Here is a 22,602-nt window from a genome sequence, read left to right as displayed (position 1 = left end):
TTAAATTAAAGGCAGTTTAATATAAAAAGTGCTTCCTTTTCCTTTCTCACTTTCCGCATAAACCTCACCTTGATGATCGTCTATTATTTTTTTTACATAGGCTAGACCTAGTCCATGCCCTTTAACATTATGAATATCACCGGTATGCTCCCGGTAGAATTTCTCAAATACCTTTTTCAGGACGGCCTTGCTCATTCCAGCACCTTGATCCTGTACTTTAATAATTATATTATTCTTAACTAACTCAGTTGACACGTCAATTTTCGGGGGTTCAATCGAATACTTCACGGCATTGTCTAGTATATTTACAACGACATTGGTAAAGTGCATTTCGTTAGCAAGCACCTCGGTTCTAGTTGCGTTTAAGTGTGTTTCTACATAACCACCTCGATCAGCAACAATCAATTCGACGTGTGCAATTGCATCTTGAACTATGTCGTGAACATCTACCCTATCCTTACTAATATCAAGCTGATTTTTCTCTAATTTAGAAATTCGTAAAACATTCTCAACTTGAGCATGCATACGCTTGTTTTCATCTCTTATCATTTGCAAGTACCGAACCACTTTATCCTTGTCATCAATTACTTTCGGATTTCGAATTGCCTCAACAGCCAGGTTTATAGTTGCAATGGGCGTTTTAAATTCATGGGTCATGTTATTTATAAAATCTGACTTTATTTCAGAAATCTGCTTTTGCTTAATCAACTGATAAATAGCTCCTGAATAAGATGCCACGATAACAAGCGTAAATAAAAGCGATAAAATTGCTAGACCCAGAATAGAACTGATTAAAAATCTCTTCTTTTTCGGAAAAGATATTAACAGCGAAAAATTTGAATTCCCTTCGCTATCTAAAAAAATTGGAGCTTCATAAAATTTGTTCAGCATGTATTTAAAACGCCTTGACTTCACTTTTGTTGGAAGACCTCTGCTGTATACCCCATATTCATACTCTGTATCAATATTTCTGTTTCCGAGTTCTCTATTTAATAGAAGCTCTATTTCTTGCTTCGAGACCCTCTCATGAATAGGCACTTTTTTAGCCAATTCACTAAAAACATCTTCAAAAGCAGCTTTTTCAAGAGAGCTTAGACCATCAATTTTTTCATAATATTGAATTGGTGTCAAGTTATACTCCTTTCCGTCTAAGCCGAAATCCTCTTTCAAAACCGTAGTTTTTCGCTTGCTCGTGTAACTCTTTATTGTGGTTGTGTCACCACTGTTAGTGTCAAAGAACGTATAGGGGATATTGTAATCTTCTTCTAAAATACCATGTTCATAAACTCTTAATTCGTTAGAATCAAAATCACGATAACCGAACATGATGTTGGTGAAGTTAGCTGCTTTCAACTCACCTATGCTATCTTTTTCATTTAAATAGCGTTCAGAATAATCTTTCCGCTCCCTTCCTTCTATCTTATCGGTAACCTTATTTAAAACCTCTGTTACTGCATTGGAAAATTGTTCTTCTTTGTCTTCTACAGACTTTTTTATCCAATAAAATTGGACGAAAATTATTCCAATAAGTGAGAGGCTCATTAAGATTACCAAAAGAATAAACAATCTTTTATTCATCTTTAGGCTAATTTAAAGATTATACTTCGGGCAAATTACAGCTTTAACCAAACCTTAACAAAAATGTTAAAAAATTGCGGAGGGCTAGCAATATTCAAGGAGAGCACTATTCACCTGCTTGACTTTTTTTTGTGTTTCGAAGAGATCTGTGTTATCGATAACATAGTGAGCTAGGTGAAGTTTTTCTGAATCTTTCATTTGGTTTTTTAAACGATTCTTTACTTGCTTGACCGAAATATCATCTCTTTTTAAAACCCTCTGTATCCGTTGTGATTCAGGAGCAATCACTAAAATAATTTTATCATAAAAATCTTGGATTTCATTTTCAAATATGAGTGCAGTTTCTTGAATTACATAAGAAGCTTCCTGTTTCTTTTTCCATGACAAAAAGTGATTTCTGACTGCCGGATGCACAATCGAATTCATCTTTTCGAGCAATTTTGGGTCATTAAAGATTTTATCAGAAATATACTTTTTGTTTAACTTTTTACCTTTATACGCACTTTCGCCAAGAAGCTCAATTATTGCTTTTTTTAGCTTTTTTGAAGTCCGCATAAGTTTCCTCGCTTTTTTGTCAGAGTTGTAGACTGGCACACCAAGTTCTTCGAAGAATTTTGCTACGGTTGTTTTGCCACTCCCTATTCCTCCTGTCAATCCTACAATCATTCTTTACGTTTTAAAATGTACTCCACTTCTTTTTCTTGAAGTATAGCACTAGAAAGCGTTTCTGGTTTCTTTTCAAGAATTAACGGTATTTTTTTTGACTTAGTTTTTCTAATTCTCTTAAAATCTGCTATCACTTCAAAATCAGAGACATCTAAGTTTTTCAAGGTATTGATAGTTCCCTTACATAATACCTTCACTTGATCTGGAAACATCTTTATTGCCGTACCTGTTGGGAAATTCATGGCTTTTACATTAACCGTTATCATTCTCTCTGAGAACCGAGATACTTTTCCGGTAATGGTAACAGTGCTTGCAGAAAAAGATGTATACCTTAAGCCCTCAGGAACTTTTATACTTGTATTTCTAGAGAAATCATCGCTTAAATCTATGAGATCAATTCGTAATGATTTCACGCTTGCAATGGTATCGACCTCGTTACGTGGCCCCTTTATTGTAACCGTATCTGGCTCAACCACGAGCTTTCCATCTAATAAGAAATTTTGCTCTAAAGTAAGTTGCAACATAGGTTTCACAGGAACTTCTTTACTTATAACTTCTTGAAAATCAAAAAACAAGGTGTCTTTTTCAATATCAATAAGACGCATTGAACTGGGCAACTGTTTCTCTATCTGAGCTTTAAATTTTTGATAGGGCAAGTGATATTGACGTCCTTCTTTAGAAACCTCGGATAAATCAATTGTTACGGCTTTATTCTTAAAATTAAAGCCCAAAAATTGAAAGCCTACCGCCTCCAATTTTGCATTAATCTTATCTTGAGAAGTATTGACTAGTAGTAGATCATCACTAGCATTCACAAATTCCAAATCAAAAGTAGTATTGCTAATAAAAGATTCGGATAGATTACTAATAAACCAAGCCGAGGTGGAGCAGAATAAGAACACCAAAAAGATCTTTACTTTCCGCTTCTTTAAGCTGTTTTTGATTTTTTGTATCACGCGTAGGCATTTAAAAAAACAAGTTTGGAAAAATTTCTTGGGGCTTCTTCCTTGTGAAGTTAAGAAGAACTGTCGATTTTAAAAAACCTAATCCATAACCTACAAATTGGATCTGAACTGCAAACACTGCTAACAAAGAGATAGCGAAGCTTTTAGTCTTTAAAATTGCATCCATAAAAATCACTATAAAATAAGCTATATAAAGAAACAGGGGAGCGAAAACACCTATTGCAAATAGAACCAAACTGATAAGAAAACCTAAACAAAATAGTGTTGGAAACCAATACGTAACTTTTGCAGTATTCGGATGCCATTTATTTAGTATTGGACGCACCATTCCAAATTTATTTACTTGAGTATAAAACTTAGACCAATCAATACGTCGCTTATGGTAAACAAAGGCTTCCGAAATCAATCTTGTTTCATAGCCTTTTTTCCAAAGACGAAAAGTTAAATCAGGATCTTCACCGGGGTGAATGCTTCCAAAACCATTGGTGTCATCGAATGCGGCTTTAGAAATACCCATATTAAAGCTTCGCGGCTGAAATTTACCAATTGAGTTCTTCCCACCTCGTATTCCACCTGTACTCAAAACAGAAGTCATCGCGTAATTAATTGCTTTCTGAACTAAGCTAAAAGATTCATGAGCATTATCAGGGCCTCCGAAACAATGCACAAAATCTTCCTGTAATGATTTTTGAACCTTCTCTAAGTATTTGGGAGGAACTATGCAATCAGAATCTAAAACAATGAAATAATTACCAACCGCTTTTCGCATTCCATAGTTTCTTGAATCACCAGGTCCTGAATTGTTTTTCTGGAAATAGGAGATCGATAATTCGCTTTGGAATTCCTTAATAATTTCATCTGATGGTTCTGAAGAGCCATCTTCAATGATAACTACCTCAAAAGGACTTTGGTAAGTTTGTTCTTGCAAACTTTGTAAAAGCTCTCTAATCTCATCAGGCCTATTGTAAACAGGAATAATAAAAGAAAAGATTAACTCCATTTTGTCGAATTTGCAAAAACCAATAAAAACAGCGTCTTTGGAGACCTATTCTGAGAAATGTTCAATAACTTCTTGACTTACACCAGTATTGGAAAAGCCACCATCATGAAATAAATTTTGCATAGTTACTTTTCGAGTCAAATCAGAAAACAACGAAACTGTATAATCAGCACAATCTTGAGCGGACGCATTACCTAAAGGAGACATTTTCTCGGCATATGCTATAAATCCGTCAAAACCTTTCACTCCAGTTCCCGCTGTTGTTGCCGTTGGTGATTGTGATATGGTATTCACTCTTACCTTCTTTTCTTTTCCATAGAAATAACCAAAACTACGAGCAACCGATTCTAAATAAGCCTTGTTATCAGCCATATCGTTGTAATCGGGAAACGTTCGTTGCGCTGCCATATAGGTCAAGGCAACAATACTACCCCATTCATTCATTGCATCAGCTTTATATAAACTCTGCATAACCTTATGAAATGAAAGTGCGGAGACATCCCAACCTTTTGCAGTGAAATCATATTTCTCATCTGTATATGCCCTACCCTTTCGAACATTCACTGACATACCAATGGAATGCAAAACAAAGTCTAATTTACCTCCAAGAATTTCAGTAGATTTAACTACTAGGTTCGCTAAGTCTTCTTCACTGGTTGCATCAGCAGGAACAATTTCAGAACCTGTTTTCTCGGCCAAATCTTTGATTTGCCCCATTCTCATTGCAATCGGAGCATTGGTTAAAACAAACTCACCGCCTTCAGCATGAACACGCTCGGCAGTTTTCCAAGCAATTGAATTTTCATCTAAAGCTCCAAAAATGATTCCTTTCTTCCCCTTTAATAAATTATAAGACATGTGTTCCTGTTTTCTAAGATTGCTTCAAGTTGTCAAAGATATTCAAAATATCCGCAGATTAATTATCTAATTTAAAAGCTCTCTAGCGTGTGCCATAGCGGAATCGGAAAGGTCATTTCCTCCGAGCATTCCTGCGAGTTCCACTACTCTTTCATCCGCAGTTAATTCTTTCATTCTGGTATGGGTTGTATCGTTTTCATCAGTTTTATAAACCTTGAATTGTTGATCGCCCTTTGAAGCCACTTGAGGAAGATGTGTAATTGAAAATACCTGCATCGTCTTACTCATCTCAAGCATAATGTCACCCATTTTATTAGAAATTTCTCCTGAAACACCGGTATCAATCTCATCAAACATCATAGTGGGCAAATGCTCATATTTAGCCAAAATCGATTTGATCGTAAGCATAATACGGGAAAGCTCTCCTCCTGAAGCAACTTTTTTCAACTCGCCATAATTGCTACCCTTGTTTGCAGAAAACAAAAAACTAAGGTTATCATTTCCATTCGATTTAAAATCAGATGATGGGTGAATTTCAATCTGAAATGTTGCACTTGGCATTCCTAGTCTATCCAAACTATCTTGAAGCTGTTGTTTTAAGTTTGCCAGCACAGCAACTCTTCTTTTACTAAGTGTATCTGCTGTTTCTTTCAATTCGGATTTATCTTTCAAAAGCTTTTCTTGAAGCTTTTCGATATTCGATTCTAGATTAGCGGTTACCCCAACTTTTTCACTAAGCTCTTCCTGAATCTTTAGAAGCTCTTGAATGCTCAAGGCTTGATGCTTCTTCTGAAGGTCAAATATCAACTGTAACTTTCCACTTACTACCTCTAATAATTGAGGATTAGCCTCTATCTGTTCCTGAAAAAATTGTAGTTCGTTTGCAATATCATCGATTTCTATAAAAACGGACTGAATGCGTTCATTTAGCTCTGTATATTGACTTCCAAATCCCGATAACTTACTCGACGTTAGTTTAAGTTCACTAAGTAAACTTACTATTCCGGCTTGTTCATCATTAAGCAATTGCTCGCCTTTTGACAGCTGCTCCATAATCCCTTCGACATTGTTTAATTGCTCATGTTGCTCTTCAAGCTCTTCTTGCATTCCAACTTTTAAATTCGCCTCTTCAAGTTCCTTTAATAAAAAACTGTTATAATCGTATTCCTTGTCAGCATCTTTCTGAAATTCAATTAATTGCTCTAATTCATTTGAAGTTTTCTTATAAACTACAAGTTTATCAGAATACTCCTCCAAAACGGCTTTATTATCTGCCAAGGCATCGATGACTTTTAACTGAAAATCGTTGTCTGCTAATTGTAAAGTTTGATGTTGCGAATGCACGTCAATTAGTTGGTTTCCTAATTGAGAAAGTATATCTAGTGTAATCGGAGTATCATTTATAAAAGCTCTGGACTTACCGCTAGGAAGTATCTCACGTCTTACTATAGTCCTATCCTCATAATCGAGGTCATTACTTTTAAAAAAACGTTTTAATTTGTATTTTTTAATTTCAAACTCTGCTTCAATAATACATTTCAAATCTTTGTCACGCAACGCGCTTAAATCAGCACGTTTTCCAAGTACCAGAGAAAGTCCACCAAGAAGAATGGACTTACCAGCTCCGGTTTCACCAGTAATACTGGTAAAACCATTTGTAAACGAAACGTCTAAGTGATCAATTAAAGCGTAATTTTTTATAGAAAGTTTTGAAAGCACTAGTGAATAATATTAGTGCCGTAAAGATAATCGATATCTTTAAATAAATCTGAAATCAGTATTTAATATCGTTCCAGGTGCCAGCAAATAAAGGAGCTACTTTGGTGAGTGTTTCTTTTAACTTTACAATATCTACTTTAGGACCGTCTGAGAAGACACTTTTAATCTCCTCTGATTTGGCATCAAAGAAGGTTTGAATTAAAAATGCATTCGGTCTTCTTTTCTGAATCGTTTCAAACAATTTCATGGTTCCTGCAATAACTTGCTTGCCTGTGCTATTATTATCTCCTAAGATATCTAAACCTTTTCTATGATAATTGTACATCGCTATATGGTATTCACGATATGTATTTGACAATAGATCATCTACCAATTCAAAACGAGTTCGTTCTTTTCCAGTATTGCTCCATCCAGCAAAATTAGTGCCCTGAGCTTGAGTAACCACTTTTTGGGCCTCTTTAAAATATTCGGTTCCACCTTCTAAAGAAAACGTATCGGCATCTAATCCTAAAACAACATATACATAATATGCGATGACTCCGACCAAATTAGAACCGTAATTATTTTCATTATAAACCAATGGTTCAAATTCGATATATTGAAAAGAAAACTGGCCATCTTTATAATTAAAAACAGGCGTTTCATAAGAAGTATTAAATACTGGTCGTGACGATTGAATTACGATATTTCCTTCAAATCTATTAGACTCATACTTCGAAAGCGTAATTATCATTTGAGCATTAACTCTCTCATTTTCCTTATAAACTCGATTCGTCCATTTATTTTTATTTACAAAGTCATTCAGAGACCTTTCTAGGGTTCTAAAAACGGGAAGATCACCCTGTGGAAGTTCACTCGAGTTTACAGTAACTGTGGCATTTAGCTCTTGGGCATGTGTTGCCAAAGAGAGAAAAATAGTCAAAAGAGTAATTAAGAGGTTACGCATTGATTCTGCTTATAATTTCTTCTAAGATATCAACAGCCACAGCTGCCTTACTTTTTAAATCAAACGCTTTTATCGTTGAATTCTTATCTATAAAAGTTATTTTATTCGTTTGCTTTCCGAAACCTGCACCTAAATCATTAAGAGAATTTAAAACAATAGCATCTAAGTTTTTCTTTTTTAACTTCCCTTTGGCGTTTTCCAGCTCGTTTTCTGTCTCCAAAGCGAAACCGACTAAGAACTGATTTTTCTTAACTTTTCCTAAGGACAGAAGAATATCTTTATTCTTAATTAACTCAATAGATAAATCGTCGGAAGACTTTTTAATCTTTTGATCAGCAACTATTTTGGGCCGATAATCTGCAACCGCTGCGGCACAAATAGCAATATCAGCAGTTTCATAATGAGCATGTACAGCATCATACATTTCGTCAGCGGACATTACTCTTAAAGTTGTTACTAAATCATCTTCTATTTTCAAATGGGATGGACCAGAAACTAAAACAACCTTGGCCCCTAGTCTTGCAGCTTCTTTTGCCAATTCATAACCCATTAATCCCGATGAATGATTTCCAACAAATCGCACTGGATCAATGGCTTCATAGGTGGGTCCTGCTGTAATCAAAACTTTTTTTCTACTTAAAGGAAATCCATCAGATAAAAATTGTTTTACAAAATCAACAATGTCTTCTGGCTCGGCCATACGTCCTTCTCCATGCAAGCCACTAGCTAATTCGCCAGAAGTTGCAGCAATCATTTTATTTCCAAAAGACTCAAGTTTTTCGAAAGAATTCTTTGTTGATGGATGTTTATACATATCTAAATCCATCGCAGGAGCAAAGAAAACGGGGCATTTGGCAGAAAGATAGGTGGCTAAAAGCAAATTATCACAAGTGCCATTTGCCATCTTAGACAAAGTGTTTGCTGTAGCGGGAGCAATTATCATAATGTCAGCCCATAGCCCCAACTCTACATGATTATTCCAATCAATAGTATCGTTTTCTTCCTTTACAAAAGAAGATAATACAGGATTCTTAGAAAGGGTAGCAAGGGTAAGTGGAGAAACAAAAGAGCTGGCACTTTCTGTCAAAATCACTTTGACATTTGCACCAGCTTTTATCAATAATCGAACGAGAAAAGTAGTTTTGTAAGCGGCTATTCCTCCAGTAATTCCTAAAAGGATGTTTTTACCGCCTAACATCTCTATGCGTCTTTCTCAGTATTTCTATAATAGATTTTGTCCGTTAACCATTCCTCAACCGCTAAAGCATGAGGTTTTGGTAACTTTTCATAAAACTTAGACACCTCGATTTGCTCCTTATTTTCAAAGACTTCTTCAAGACTATCACTGTAAGTTGCAAACTCTTCTAATTTTTCAAGAAGCTCTTTTTTGATGTCAGAGTTGATTTGAATTGCTCTTTTAGAAGCTATTGAAATTGCTTCATAAATGTTATCTGTTGGTGCGTCAAACTCATTCTTGTTAATGGTTGTAGTAGAAACAGGAGCTTTTGAGTTTTTTAAATCATTCATATTCATAATGATAGCTATTTATTTTGTTGCTGTTATGTCTGAGAAATATACTAGTTCTTTCTCTATTTTTTTTAATAAATTATCTGCCTTTTTTGTGAATTTAGTTTCTGGAAATTGTTTTTTCAAAACATTATAGGCCTCCTTAGCATTTTCCAGTCTTTCCTCTTTTAATGATTGAAAACTATTTAAAGCCATATTCGTAGTAGCTTCAAGTTTCAGATAAAGAGCTTCTTCACGATAGATTGAACCGGGAAAATCAGAAACAAAATTATCTAAAGATGCTACTGCTGATTTTAGAACTTCATAGTTGAATTCTCCAAGCTTATTAAACTGTTTTCCGATTTCAAAGGCTTTCTTTTCTTTTTTCGTGGTGAGTTCTTGCGCCATTTCATTTGCCTTATCAAAAAACTCTGAATCTGGGTACGTATTAACAAAAGCCTGTAGCTTCGCCAAGGCCTTATCTGTATCAGTTTGGTCTAATGAATAATTAGGCGATAGCTCGAAATAACTTTGCGCTCCTGAAAATGCTGCCTCTGGAACCTTGTCACTCTTTGGATATGACTTAATAAAACGCTCAAATTGATAGCCGGCCATATTAAAATCTTTACGCTGAAAATAACTATCTGCTAAAAAGAACATTACCCTTTCTCCTTGAGGTTTTCCTACATACTTGGGTGCAATTTGTTCAAAGAGTCGAAGTGCCCTTTTAAAATCTTCTGCTTCATAATATTTCTGTGCCAAATCATATTTTGCTTTGACATCAGTTTCTTTGAGTACTTTTTGGTATTCATTACAAGATGCCAAAAGCACCATGATAGCTAGAAAGGAAAATATACGTCTCATTTTCAAAAACATTTTGCAAAATTACGGATTATCAATGGATATAAAAAACATTTTTACCGAACGAAAATAGATGGATAAAAGCCTTAAGACAATACTTTTATAGAAGATTTAACGCTTTATTTTTTTCAAGCGGTGACTTTGATTAAAGGCTTGACAAAAGCTGCTATCTTTTCTTTGAGGTTCGAAGTGGCTTCTACCAATGGCAGTCGAACAGTCGCATCGCAAAGTTGGAGCGTTTCAAAAATAGATTTTATACCCGCAGGATTTCCTTCTTCAAAGATAAGATACATTCCCTTTGACATTGCTTCTTGAAATTCTGATGCCTCTTTATGGTTTCCTGCTATTCCCAACTTGATCATTTTTGAGAATTGCTCTGGTAACCCCTGTCCAAGAACAGAAATCACTCCAGAACCTCCAGCTAAAACGGTCTCTAGCGCAGTAGGGTCATCTCCAGAAATTACATGGAAGCCATCTGGTTTTCCAGCAATGAGCTCCCGAACTTGATTCATTTCCCCCACAGCCTCTTTGACTCCTATGATATTGTCAAAGTCAGCAGCAAGTCGAAGTACGGTGCCTGGTAACATATTACTGCCAGTTCTTGCAGGTACATTGTACAAAATAATGGGCTTTGTAGCTGCCTCAGAGATTGCTTTAAAATGCTGATAAATTCCTTCTTGCGTGGGCTTATTATAATATGGAACGACCGAAAGAATAGCATCAAAAGCGTCTGATTGAAAAGCTTTCACTTCATGAACTACACGATTTGTACTATTGCCTCCGATACCCAAAACAAGGGGTAAGCGACCTGCATTAGCTCGAACTATTGTATCCATCACTAGCAGCTTTTCTGCTTTATTCAAAGTAACCGATTCACCAGTGGTTCCTAAAACTACAAGATAGTCTACTCCTCCATCAATACAGTAATTGACGATTTGCGTTAAAGCATCCGTATCAATCGAAAAATCTTTTTTGAATGGAGTCACCAATGCTACACCCGTTCCTACAAACTGCTTCATTATTTTATTTCATTAAGAACTTTTAAATATTTCTTTAGCTCTTGTTTAAAAATTTTAAAATTTTTCATCGGGGTATCTAAAATCAAGTCATTGAATTTTGAATCAACTTCTTTGAATCCAACACGAACCCTTGCCTTGGTTTTTACGCTCATGATCTGTAATAACAGATTCTCTTCAGTGTAATAGTTGACCAACATATCATATTCACGACTTAAAAACTCAAGTACGTAACTGTTTTCTATGTTTCCGTTCCATCCCAAATCTTTGTCTGAAAAAACTGGAGTAGAATACGGCGAGTTTTTATCGTAATAACTTTTATATCCTATAATTTTCACCGCATTTGGTCGCAATCCATAATCTTCTACAAACTCATAAAAAAGATTTGCGTTTTCAAAGGAATCTAAATCAACCAAACAGGCTACAGAGGTAATCCCTTTTTTACGCTGAACAACATCAAAAGGCTTTTTAAGTTCTTCTCTCAAAAATTTAACCCCAGATTTGTACTTAAATTTATCTTTTATTCCCTTAAACATGTATTTTTACCTTTAGAACTTATCTATACTTTTTCAATCGGCTTTAAAATTGCTCTTTTGCAATCAGTCTTCGTCTTTTTCTCTTTCGGTAGCTAAGCTATGTAACTCCAAAAAGTCTTTCACTGAACACAAAATTGCTGATTTTCGCTTCAATTTAAAAAGTAGAGCCGAGTTCTTCACAAATGTAAAGAATATCAACACACATTTTCGGTCGCAAGATAAAAAGGATTATGAATTTAAAAATACAACAATTTGTTATAATTGTAACTCTACTCATTTTTTCCTCCTGTAAAGAACCCTCTACTATCCTCTCCAAAATTAATGCCAAACAAGTGCCCATTGACAGTACTTTTATTGAAGTTGATTCCATTGAAAAATTCGTAGCCCCTTATCGCAATAGAGTTAATCAAGTATTAGATAGTGCTCTGGCCTATGCCCCAGCGGTACTTACCAAAGAAGATGGCAAGTACAATACTTCAGCTGGTAATCTTATGGCCGATATCGTCTTAAAGGAAGCCAACCCAATCTATAAATCCCGTACTGGAAAAGACATTGATTTTGTATTACTCAATCATGGAGGAATTCGCTCTGCCATATCAAAAGGAAATGTATCCGCGCGAACAGCATATGAAGTAATGCCATTTGAGAATTCAGTTGTGGTTGTTGAATTAAGTGGGAAATCGGTACTTAAAATGGTTGAATTCTTAATACATTCTAACAGAGCGCACCCTATTGCCGGCATGCAAATTGTAATCAACAAAAAGGATGAATTGCAATCTATTAAAATCCAAGGAAAAGTCTTTGACGAGAAGCGAAATTACTACGTTGCTACTTCGAACTACTTAGTTACCGGAGGAGACAATATGGGGTTCTTTAAAAACATGATTGATGCAACAGATACCGATTACTTGATACGAAATGCGATGATTGATCACTTTAAAAAAGCAGATACCATACATGCAGAAGTAGATAATCGATTTTATAAAATCAACTAAGCCATGAGCAGAAGAAAATTTATAAAAGATGTTACTGCAAGCTCTACTTTGGTTGGGTTGGGTGGTATTCCATTGAGTTCTTGTAAAAGGAATTCCAAAAAACACATTACCATTTTGCATACCAATGATGTTCATAGTCATATTGATACCTTTCCTAAAAATCATTCGAGATACCCCAATTTAGGAGGTATGGCTCGCAGAGCTGCCCTTGTCGATTCTATTAGAAAAGAAAATGAGAATACATTACTATTTGATGCGGGAGATATTTTTCAAGGCACTCCTTATTTTAATTTCTTTGGAGGTGAATTAGAATTCAAGCTAATGAGCATGCTAAAATACGATGCCGCTACTATTGGAAATCATGATTTTGATAATGGCATTTCAGGTTTAGTAGCCCAATTACCTCATGCTAAATTTGAACTATTAAGTGCCAATTATGATTTTAGCAACACACTTTTAGATGGGTTTACCAAACCTTATAAAATCTATACCCTAAATGGATTAAAAATTGGTGTTTATGGCATCGGAATTCAACTTAAAGGACTGGTAACCAAAACTCTATATCAAGAAACAGTTTATTTAGACCCTTTTGAGGTCGCATTGGATTCAGAGCGTATGCTCAAAGAAGATGAAAAATGTGATCTGGTAATCTGCTTGTCGCACTTAGGTTATGCTTACAAATCTGAAAGACAAAAACCTGATGATCTTACGCTTGCAAAAAAAACGAATCATACCGATTTAATTATTGGCGGACATACCCATACATTTTTAGATAAACCCACCATTGCTAGAAATAATAAGGACAAAGAAGTATTAGTAAATCAAGTAGGTTGCTTTGGAATAAACCTGGGGCGAATTGATTTCTATTTTGATGACATGAAGAATACTAGCGCAAACGGAGTTTCCATTACAGTTTGATATTTGCCTACGATGATTAATTTACTGAGAACCGATTCTAAAAATCCTGACTTTATAAGCCTAGTCGCTCAACTGGATGCGGATTTAGGTGCGCGAGACGGCGATGAACATGCATTTTATCACCAATTCAATAGTATTGACAATCTCAATCATGTTGTTGTTTTATATAAAAATGAAATTCCTGTCGGATGCGGGGCGATCAAGACATTTGACGATACTTCGATGGAAGTCAAACGCATGTATGTTCCACCCACTGAACGTGGAAAAAGGTATGCCACAAAGATCTTGGATGCTCTAGAACAATGGGTATTTGAATTAGGTAACACCCGATGCGTTTTAGAAACTGGTAAAAGACAACCAGAAGCAATTGCCCTTTACGAAAAGAATGGGTATCGAAGAATAGCCAATTATGGTCAATATATAGGGATCGAGAATAGCGTTTGTTTCGAGAAAAAGCTTTAAAATTTTTCCAAGATAAACTGTACAATTTCTCGATGTTCATTCTCTAATGTAGTATTTGGAAAGTCTTTTCCCGCTTGACGATACCAATAACCAGCGTTCCAGTCATCGCCTTCTTTGCGGTGCAGATAAGCATGGACCCATTTAGCGGTTGCATTGTTCATTCCGTCTACAATGTCATGGGCAGCTTCCCAATTTCCCTTTGCATCATACCAAAGTGAAATCAAGACTTCTGGCCAATAGGCTTCTGGGCCGTCATTTTTAAGGGTTTCTAAAAACTCTGAATATGTTTGTATCATGGGCATTCACAACAAATTTTAAGAGCTACACATCACTTACAAAGATAATGTGAATTCTTACAGAATAAGCGGTTCTATTTTTCGTTAGAAGAAGACCAAACTATATAACACAAGACCCTAGCCAGCCTATACTCCCAATCTTATGAAGAAGTTTTTATTTTTCCGTTCAATCTTTTTTCCTATTAAATTCAAACAAAATGCCTTATTGATATTCGTTCTATTTTATTCTGGTATGTCCTGTTTCTCGCAAGAATTGAAATATATCCAAGAAGATTTTCTAAAACCAGATTCTAGAACAGGTAGCTACAGAAATTTTGGAAGAAGTATGGCATATCATGACAATAAGCTTGTGGTTGGCGCACCTGGAGAGTTTAACCTATCTGGATCTTCTGGCGGAATCTATATATTTGAGCGCGAAGAAACAGCCTGGATAAAAAAGGAAAAACTTTTTGGACCCGACACTCAATCCAAGGATTATTTTGGACATTCAGTAGCCATTAAAGAAAATATCATCGTAGTAGGAGCCTATCGCTTTAATGAAAATGGTGTTGAAAGTGCAGGTGCTGTATTTGTATTCGAAAATATGAACGGTACCTGGACACAAGTCGCCAAGCTTATTCCTTCCGATTCAGGAAGTTCGGATTTTTTTGGTTCCTCGGTTGCACTAGACGGAAATTTCATTATAGTTGGCTCCCCAGGCCATGATGGTGAATTTCAGAATGCGGGAGCGGTTTATATTTTCCAAAAACTAAATGGAGTTTGGCAAGAAACGCAAAAACTTAATGCTCCTCAAAATAATATCTCTGATGGATTTGGCACCTCTTTGTCGATAGAAAATGAATTTTTGGTAATTTCTGAACATGAAAAAATTTATGTCTACGAGAACTTGGCGAATAGCTGGTCTTTTCAAAGTGAACTTGTTTATAATCAAAATTCACTTCACCGAACGGGTTTTGAGCCAGTTGTGGACATTTCAAACAAAAGAATTGCCGTCGGCGGAGTTCATTCTGTGATTATTTTTGATAAGACTGGTGATAACTGGAACGAAATTCAAGAGTTGCGCACAACGGATCCAATAAGCAATTATAATTCTGGAAATTTTGGTAAATCATTTGATTTAGAAGGAGACAGAATTTTAATTGGTGCATTAAATCATTCATCAAACGGCCTCCATTCTGGCAAAGCATATTATCTTGAGAAGGAAGGAAATCTTTGGTCAGAAAAAAAACGACTAATCTCTTCGAACATAGGCGCTGGGGATAATTTTGGTATTTCTGTTGCACTAACTCCAAGTACATTATTGGTTGGAGCCGAAGGTGAAGACAGTCTAGGTGAACACGTTCCAGAAGTGGACGATCCTTCCACTGCTGCAAATCACTCGGGGGCGGTTTATTCCTTTATGATTGATACTGATGGAGATGGAGTGGTTGATGAAGTAGAAATAGCTGACGGCACCAATTTAAATGATAATTGTGATTTTGTTTGGGAGAACCAAAACGCTGTGCCAAATGAAGAATGGATGACATTGGATTGCGACGAAGACGGCTTGAGCAACTTGATTGAATATGAAACCGAAAGTTACAATCCCGTTAATTCTGATAGTGATAATGACGGAATTGATGACGCCTTAGAAAAATTGGAGAATCCTTTCTTAGAAATTGCAAGTAGAGTTGACATATGCCCAACCAATGGTGAAAACTTAGTAAGGTTCCATATGAGCGGAACGAGTGATTTCAAATTGGTTACTCTAAATGAAAATCCAAATATTAATGGAGTTACTTGGCAAATATTAGACGAAAATAGTTGCGCCGCAACAGATGAGAGTTGTGCAAACGATATGATGGCCTGCAATTGGTATTATGTTTCTTCAAGTCCGACGAACTTATCTTATAACATCACACAAAAAAAAGAGTTTCGAGTAAATATCGAATACAATGATGGCACTATTGATGTTTTTTACGCCAAACATACCGACCAAATACAGGTGACTCCCGTTGAGGTTTCTATTGCACAAACTAGTGATAATACCTGTTACGGCGCAAATGATGCATCATTGGAAGTTGTAGCCAGTGGAGGAACCGGAGTATATACTTACGAACTTTTCGATTCAAATAACGGGGCACTTCTGGTAAGCGGAGCCGCTAATATTTTTCAAAACCTTCCACCAGGTAGTTATTACGTGATTGTTTCTGACGCTGATGCGAATCAGGCACAGAGCAATCAAATTATAATTTCTGAACCTGAGCCATTAGATGCGACAATTACAGTTAATTATATCAATTGTTATGAAAGTAATAATGGCAGCGCTACCATTGAAGCATTAGGAGGAATCCCTCCATATAAATTTTCAATTGACGGCATATCTTATGGCCAACAAAATACTTTCGAAAATTTAGCTCCTGGCACATACTCAGGAAGTGTTAGAGATAGTTATGGATGTACTAATTATCTAGTCTTCGACATTAGTCAAGGGCAACCTATCACTCCTGAATTTACTGTCAGCAAAGCATCTTGCGAGAATGCCAACGGAAGCATTACCGTAGTAATTGACAACCCAGGTGAATATCTTTATAGCATTGGCGAAAATTTTGATGTTTCAAACTTATCACTAGAAAGTACATTCAGTGGTTTAAATGCTGGAACCTACAGTATTTGGGTGGCACATGCGAACGGCTGTACTTTGCAATCAATAGTGACGATAGAGAGTGAAGACTGCTTAGACTTCACTTTACCTGTAGATAACTTCATTATTGAAGCCACCGGGGAATCGTGCGCCTCTAGCAACAACGGAAATATTCTGTTGAGAGCTGAAGAAAACCTTGATTATACGGCAACTTTGGTTGGAGGAGCAGTTAATGAATCCAAAGAATTTAGAACCTTTACAAATTTCGCTGATTTGGAAGCGGGGTCCTACGAGCTTTGTATTACAGTCGCAGATGAGCCTGATTATCAAAGATGTTTTAATATTCAAATTTCTGAACCTGATGGTCTTGAAGTAGATTCAAAAATCGATGATTCAGGTAAAACAGTCTCCTTAAGTCTTAAAGGAAGTACAAAATACTTCATCAATGTGAACGGAACGGAATATTCCACATCTGAAGGTGAAATCACTTTACCCCTTTCCAAAGTTGAAAATAGTATTAGTGTGAAAACGGATAAGGAATGTCAAGGGGTTTATGAAGAGATGCTCTTAGCTACCTATGATAGTATCTCGATATTTCCGAATCCTGTAGAAAATGGGGATGTTTCTATTTTACTACCCTCAAATAATATAGATAAAGAAGTCTTGGTCACACTGTTTTCACAAAACGGAACGAGGGTTCTAGAAAAAATGGAAGAACCAGAGGGAAGAACCGTGAACATCAATATGGATGGACTACTTCCTGGTATTTATACGATTATCATTACTACAGAATCACAAAATAGCATGCGTAAAATCATCAAAAAATAATTCTCCCTATGAAATTTAAATATCATTTTTCATTCTTATTACTTGTGGTTCTTTTAACCGCATGTACCTCGAACCCTACCGTTGATCCAATACCTGAGATTGTTGAAGATCCAACAGCAGCAACGTTGATATTTCCTGAGGATAACACAGAATGTAACGAAGGAACAATTTTAAGTGAGACGCAAAGCAGAGTGGTTTTTCGATGGAATGCTTCTGAAAATACTGATTCTTATGAGGTGGCGCTGACCAATACTGAAGCCGCTGAGACTTCTAACTTTGATGCAACAAAAAATTCCAAAGAAATTACACTCGAGCGCGGCACAGCTTATGAATGGTACGTAATCTCAAAATCAGAGGAAAGCCAGATAACAGCAACAAGTGAAACGTTTCAATTTTTTAATGCGGCTCCAGGAATAGTAAACCATGTTCCTTTTTCTGCAGAGGCTATTGCACCAGCAGATGGCGCAGAGGTTACTGCAGCAGCTGGAAAAATAACACTTCAATGGGAAGTTTCAGATATCGATAATGACATTAAGGATTATGAGGTTTTCTTTGGAATCGATAAAAATCTATTGGAGGGCAAAGGTGTCTTTATCGATTCAAGCCTTGATGTAGATGTGCTTTCAGGAAACACCTATTTCTGGATGGTAAAGACCAACGATGAAACGAATAATACCTCAATATCTGAAGTATTTAGTTTTAGCGTGCTATAGTCACCTTAGCCAAATATCAGGATTTAAATAAAACATACGCTTCCACCCCTGAACCGATTCATCATCATATAAATTCGGATATGGAAACGGCGTTGTAATTGCATAGTGTAAATGCGGTGGCGTATTTATAGCATTTCCGGTATTGCCGACTGTACCAATAACGGTTCCTCTTTTTAGGGGTTTGAAAACAAAGGTTTTTATTTCATCCATGTGCGCATAATAATGAAAACGCCATTTGGGACCTAGAACCATTACGGACTTCCCTCCTTTTCCGCCTTCATACGTATAGACTACAATTCCGTTTGTTGCGGCGACAATGTCCGTTCCCTTATCTGCAAAAATATCGATTCCTTTATGTGTAATTGAAGTACCCCAAGGATATGCCCAAAACGATTCATCATCCCAGCTTTTGGTCGTAGCATCTTTTACAGGAATAATCATATTTTGAGGTAACAAAAACCCTATCCCAATTAGAACTAAAGGCACCCAAAACCATTTTCTCATACTCCGATTACGCACCAAAAATGCCATTGACATCAATAAGCCATACCAAAAACGTCTTGTGGTGTTCGTAATCATATGATCGAATATAAAAAAAGCATCCGACAAAAAGCGGATGCTATATTTTTAAGAAGATACCTACTTAATTAAAAGTAGCATTAACCAATGCAATTTGAGCCGGAGTTTTCCCTTCTTCAACAGCATAAGTTATATACAAATTGGTTTTACCATCAACTTTTCCTGATAACGGAACTACGGCCGCTCCACCAGGTGCTCCAGCAGGGGGCGTATCCATTCTGCCCTTTCCGATGATCTCTCCATCCGGTGCGTTTGCTCTTACCTCAAAATCATAAGCCACTTTTGGCGCTTCTTGCCATCCAGCGGCAATAACAACTGCTTTCACACCTGAAAGGTCTATGTTCTCCAATTCAAACCATCCTTTGCCTCCGGTTAACAATAATAAGTCCATTCCATTAAAGGCTACAGACTGCATTCCATCAGTATTCATCTGATCATTGAACAAAACGGTATTACTAGATAATGCAACGGATTTAGAGCCAGTCAAAGGCGCAGCGCCTTCTGCCCCTTGATCTGTATAACTTGCAGTTAACACCATCACGTGACCAGGAGCGGCAGCTTCAGCTACAACAGTGCCTTTTGGAGGCAAAGAAAGTTTCTTGTTTCCATCACCTGCCAGTGACATAATATAAGTGGCTATTTGACGGGTATCATCAGAAGAAATGTTTGGATGAGCTGCCATCATAACATCACCCCAAACACCTGAACCACCTTCTTTAATTTTCTTCTGCAGATACGTCGTTGCCCCCTTGTCATCTTTATATTTTTGGGCAATTTCCAAGTAGTTTGGTCCAATAGAGGCTTCTGCTTCCTTATGGCATGATTTACAATCCATTCCAAGGGTAAGAGCCTTACCAGTTACCGCTGCGGAGACTTGCTGATGACCAAGAGACATGGCAACCTTGTCCATTCCCTCTAAATAATCCACTGAAACATAAATATTAGAGGCATCAATTTCTCCTTCCGCATCAGCAACCGACACCTCATAATTTACGGGCTGACCAGGAACAAAGAAGGAGGAATTACCACCTTTTATATCAATAGCCACTTCTGGCCTAGCATTTCCAGCGACTACCGAAACCATTTGACTCTTTGCAGATTCCCCTGCAACATCTTTTACCTCAACAGATATTTTATAGTCTCCTGCATCAGCATAGGTGTGCGTAATTTTAGGCTCCGTAGTTTCCTTGGTTTCTCCATTGCCTAAATCCCAGATATAACTCACGGCGTCTTTCTCACGATCTCTAGCTTCGACACTGGCATTGACGGTCAATGGAAGTTTTCCTGAAGTCTTATCAACGATCATATTATCTATCACAGGTGGACGATTACCACCATTAAATTCCACATAGCTCAATCCAGAATCATCATTTGCCGAAAACCATGCACTACCATACTCCAATAAATACATTCGGCCATCTGGGCCCATTTCCATATCAATTAAATTACTCACTTTGATGTCAGAGGCAAAAGGTTCCATTTTATTTACAGTACCGTCTTCGAAAAGACTCACTGCCATCATCCAACCACGCATCCATTCATATATAATAACCTTTCCGTCATAATAGCTAGGTAAACCGCCTCCATTGGGAAATTCATCGGAGTAATACGTAGGTCCTGCCATAGCGTTTCTACCTCCACTATTTACCTGCGGAAATTCTGTTGTCTCCCCATAGGGATAAAAAACATATGCGGGCTGCGCGGGTGGCAATTCTGTCAAACCTGTATTGTTTTTAGAGTCGTTGATAGGCTTTTCAGGATCGAAGGTCGCTCCACTTTCACCTGTGGCATAATCATAATCTTTGTAAGGTTTGTTATCACCAATAAATAGAGGCCACCCAAAATTTCCGGCGGATCTTGCCTGATTCATTTCATCATAACCTCTCGGACCTCTTGAATCTAGCTTATCTTCACGAGCATCAGGACCAACATCACCCCAATAGACATATCCTCTTTTAGAATCTACCGAAATACGATACGGATTACGATGTCCCATGGTATAAATCTCAGGTCTCGTCTTATCTGTACCTTTTGCAAATAAATTCCCCTCTGGGATATCATAACTTCCATCTTCATTCACCCTAATGCGCAGAATTTTTCCCCTTAAATCATTTGTATTACCAGATGATCGCCTAGCGTCGTATTGCTGTTTTCCTGGAAGGTCATTTAATGGTGCATAACCATCGTTGACATACTTAGCTCCCCTTTCGTTAAAGGGCGTTGAATTGTCTCCGGTAGAAAGGTATAAAAGTCCATCACCACCAAAAGCAATTGATCCACCCGTATGGCAGCAGATCTCTCTTTGTGAATACACATCGATAATTTTTTGTTCAGATGTCAAATCGAACTTACCATCGGTATACTTAAAACGCGATAAACGGTTGACTTCCTCATCGCCAGTAGGTGCGTAGTATACATAAACCCAATTATTGGTAGCGAAATCAGGATCTTTTTGCAAGCCCATTAAGCCTTCCTCTGCATTTACACCAGGAGTATTTAAAGTTTTATCATAGACATCTAATTTTGCAACTTCAGTTAATTCTTTTGTCTCCGCTTTGTAGAGCAATATTTCACCATGACGTTGCCCTATCAACACATCATTATTTGGTAAAATGGTCATTTCAGTAGGTTCGTAAAACTTACCTTCACTTAATTTCACTTTTGAAAAACGATCAATATCTGGAGGTATTTGAGAAACTGCCTTGCTATAATCTAAATTGAGATTTTCACCTATAGCATATTGAATTCCCCCTAACAAATGTTTTAGAAAATTTTCCTCTACATAACTTTCATCTGTATGACCAGCTCCCGTATAGAATGCTCTACCACCATCAAATTCATGATACCACGCAATGGGATGAAAATCTCCGTTTTCCCCACCTTCATAAGTAGATTCATCAACGGTCATTAAAACATTCACATCTGGGTTGATTTTTTTATAATTATAAAGTTCATCTTCCCTGTGCCAAACGGAATCAGTAAAGTGTTTGGTTGCTATGAAACTATTGTCTTTTATAATAAAGTCGGCTTCTGGAGTGCCCGAAGGGTGGCTTAAGAACTGTGCCCCAACAAGTTTGTTATACCATCCCCAATCATACTCCGTATCAGCGGCTGCATGAATACCAACATAACCACCACCTGATTGAATATAGCGTTCGAAAGCAGCTTCTTGCATGTGATCGAGCACATTCATAGTTGTACTTAAGAAGATTATTGAAGAATATTGCTCAAGGTTTTCTTCGTTGAATAGCTCCGCATTTTTGGTGGTATCAACTTCGAAACCATTCTCCACACCAAGCTTTTGTATGGCTGCTATCCCCGCGGGAATTGAGGCATGCTTAAAACCCATAGTTTTAGAAAACACCAGAACTTTAGGTTTTCCATCTCGCTTATTACTGCAACTTCCTAGTATCAATCCGAAGATTATAATTACAACGATTGCTATTTTTTTCATTTATATGCTTGTTCGTTAATTAAGTCTTTAAAAATAACAAATGAATCCCATTAAAACATCAGTATTTATATGCTATTTTTATC

General features: G+C 36.8%; 20 protein-coding genes. 5 read left to right on the top strand and 15 right to left on the bottom strand.

Annotated elements, in window-relative coordinates; translation table 11 throughout:
- The 12 genes from ACKWCD_RS01230 to ACKWCD_RS01175 form a co-directional block, all read right to left on the bottom strand.
- Entirely contained in the window at window positions 1–1,578 is a 1,578-nt protein-coding gene (locus ACKWCD_RS01230; protein ID WP_413982100.1) for a sensor histidine kinase, read from the bottom strand.
- Window positions 1,579–1,662: 84 nt separating this feature from the next.
- Window positions 1,663–2,244, bottom strand: a complete 582-nt coding sequence (coaE, locus tag ACKWCD_RS01225) for a dephospho-CoA kinase (protein WP_413982099.1) — start codon at window positions 2,242–2,244, stop codon at window positions 1,663–1,665.
- Window positions 2,241–3,200, bottom strand: coding sequence for a CdaR family protein (locus tag ACKWCD_RS01220; protein ID WP_413982098.1), 960 nt, complete (start codon window positions 3,198–3,200; stop codon window positions 2,241–2,243). Before ACKWCD_RS01220 ends, coaE begins: the two co-directional genes overlap by 4 nt.
- A gap of 10 nt (window positions 3,201–3,210) precedes the next feature.
- Window positions 3,211–4,209, bottom strand: coding sequence for a glycosyltransferase family 2 protein (locus ACKWCD_RS01215; protein WP_413982097.1), 999 nt, complete (start codon window positions 4,207–4,209; stop codon window positions 3,211–3,213).
- A 45-nt stretch (window positions 4,210–4,254) separates the two neighbouring features.
- Window positions 4,255–5,067, bottom strand: a complete 813-nt coding sequence (locus ACKWCD_RS01210; RefSeq protein ID WP_413982096.1) for an enoyl-ACP reductase FabI — start codon at window positions 5,065–5,067, stop codon at window positions 4,255–4,257.
- Window positions 5,068–5,133: 66 nt separating this feature from the next.
- Window positions 5,134–6,786, bottom strand: coding sequence for a DNA repair protein RecN (gene recN, locus ACKWCD_RS01205; protein ID WP_413982095.1), 1,653 nt, complete (start codon window positions 6,784–6,786; stop codon window positions 5,134–5,136).
- Between the two features lie 55 nt (window positions 6,787–6,841).
- Window positions 6,842–7,732 carry a type IX secretion system protein PorD gene (porD, locus tag ACKWCD_RS01200; RefSeq protein WP_413982094.1) on the bottom strand — a complete coding sequence of 297 codons (891 nt, stop codon included), beginning with the start codon at window positions 7,730–7,732 and terminating at the stop codon, window positions 6,842–6,844.
- Window positions 7,725–8,930 (bottom strand): bifunctional phosphopantothenoylcysteine decarboxylase/phosphopantothenate--cysteine ligase CoaBC, encoded by a 1,206-nt coding sequence (gene coaBC / locus ACKWCD_RS01195; protein ID WP_413982093.1) that lies wholly within the window; start codon window positions 8,928–8,930, stop codon window positions 7,725–7,727. Before coaBC ends, porD begins: the two co-directional genes overlap by 8 nt.
- Window positions 8,931–8,932: 2 nt before the next feature.
- A complete protein-coding gene (locus ACKWCD_RS01190; protein WP_138658587.1) occupies window positions 8,933–9,259 on the bottom strand; it encodes a DNA-directed RNA polymerase subunit omega in 327 nt (108 codons plus the stop codon).
- A gap of 18 nt (window positions 9,260–9,277) precedes the next feature.
- On the bottom strand, window positions 9,278–10,114 hold the full coding sequence (locus ACKWCD_RS01185; RefSeq protein WP_413982092.1) for an outer membrane protein assembly factor BamD: 837 nt from the start codon (window positions 10,112–10,114) through the stop codon (window positions 9,278–9,280).
- A gap of 113 nt (window positions 10,115–10,227) precedes the next feature.
- Complete coding sequence (dapA, locus tag ACKWCD_RS01180) at window positions 10,228–11,118, bottom strand: 4-hydroxy-tetrahydrodipicolinate synthase (RefSeq protein WP_413982091.1); 891 nt, start codon at window positions 11,116–11,118, stop codon at window positions 10,228–10,230.
- The gene (locus ACKWCD_RS01175; protein WP_413982090.1) at window positions 11,118–11,651 is read right to left on the bottom strand and encodes a DUF6913 domain-containing protein; all 534 of its coding nucleotides are present in this window, start codon (window positions 11,649–11,651) and stop codon (window positions 11,118–11,120) included. Before ACKWCD_RS01175 ends, dapA begins: the two co-directional genes overlap by 1 nt.
- Window positions 11,652–11,881: 230 nt before the next feature.
- Here ACKWCD_RS01175 and ACKWCD_RS01170 point away from each other — a divergent pair, with 230 nt between their 5' ends.
- The 3 genes from ACKWCD_RS01170 to ACKWCD_RS01160 are packed head-to-tail and all read left to right on the top strand — an operon-like array spanning window position 11,882 to window position 14,026.
- Window positions 11,882–12,646, top strand: coding sequence for a 5'-nucleotidase C-terminal domain-containing protein (locus ACKWCD_RS01170; protein WP_413982089.1), 765 nt, complete (start codon window positions 11,882–11,884; stop codon window positions 12,644–12,646).
- A 3-nt stretch (window positions 12,647–12,649) separates the two neighbouring features.
- Window positions 12,650–13,564 carry a metallophosphatase gene (locus ACKWCD_RS01165; RefSeq protein WP_413982088.1) on the top strand — a complete coding sequence of 305 codons (915 nt, stop codon included), beginning with the start codon at window positions 12,650–12,652 and terminating at the stop codon, window positions 13,562–13,564.
- Between the two features lie 12 nt (window positions 13,565–13,576).
- The gene (locus ACKWCD_RS01160) at window positions 13,577–14,026 is read left to right on the top strand and encodes a GNAT family N-acetyltransferase (protein WP_413982087.1); all 450 of its coding nucleotides are present in this window, start codon (window positions 13,577–13,579) and stop codon (window positions 14,024–14,026) included.
- Here the strand turns inward: ACKWCD_RS01160 and ACKWCD_RS01155 are convergent.
- Window positions 14,023–14,328: a hypothetical protein gene (locus ACKWCD_RS01155; protein WP_413982086.1), complete on the bottom strand. Its 306-nt coding sequence runs from the start codon at window positions 14,326–14,328 to the stop codon at window positions 14,023–14,025. The two genes, ACKWCD_RS01160 and ACKWCD_RS01155, sit on opposite strands and share 4 nt — an antisense overlap.
- Before the next feature lie 136 nt (window positions 14,329–14,464).
- On the opposite strand from ACKWCD_RS01155, the gene ACKWCD_RS01150 reads away from it, so the two are divergent.
- Entirely contained in the window at window positions 14,465–17,773 is a 3,309-nt protein-coding gene (locus ACKWCD_RS01150) for a T9SS type A sorting domain-containing protein (RefSeq protein ID WP_413982085.1), read from the top strand.
- 8 nt (window positions 17,774–17,781) lie between these two features.
- The gene (locus ACKWCD_RS01145) at window positions 17,782–18,486 is read left to right on the top strand and encodes a hypothetical protein (RefSeq protein WP_413982084.1); all 705 of its coding nucleotides are present in this window, start codon (window positions 17,782–17,784) and stop codon (window positions 18,484–18,486) included.
- Here the strand turns inward: ACKWCD_RS01145 and ACKWCD_RS01140 are convergent, their stop codons facing one another.
- Both ACKWCD_RS01140 and ACKWCD_RS01135 read right to left on the bottom strand, forming a co-directional pair.
- Window positions 18,487–19,065: a M23 family metallopeptidase gene (locus ACKWCD_RS01140; RefSeq protein ID WP_413982083.1), complete on the bottom strand. Its 579-nt coding sequence runs from the start codon at window positions 19,063–19,065 to the stop codon at window positions 18,487–18,489. It abuts the gene before it with no gap.
- 64 nt (window positions 19,066–19,129) lie between these two features.
- Window positions 19,130–22,519: a ThuA domain-containing protein gene (locus ACKWCD_RS01135; RefSeq protein WP_413982082.1), complete on the bottom strand. Its 3,390-nt coding sequence runs from the start codon at window positions 22,517–22,519 to the stop codon at window positions 19,130–19,132.
- Window positions 22,520–22,602 lie beyond the last annotated feature (83 nt).

This window comes from Maribacter taeanensis, assembly GCF_047345145.1.
In the GTDB taxonomy this organism is placed as follows: domain Bacteria; phylum Bacteroidota; class Bacteroidia; order Flavobacteriales; family Flavobacteriaceae; genus Maribacter_C.
The sequence above is the reverse complement of the archived record's forward strand: the minus strand, read 5'-3'. Positions and strand labels throughout refer to the sequence as shown.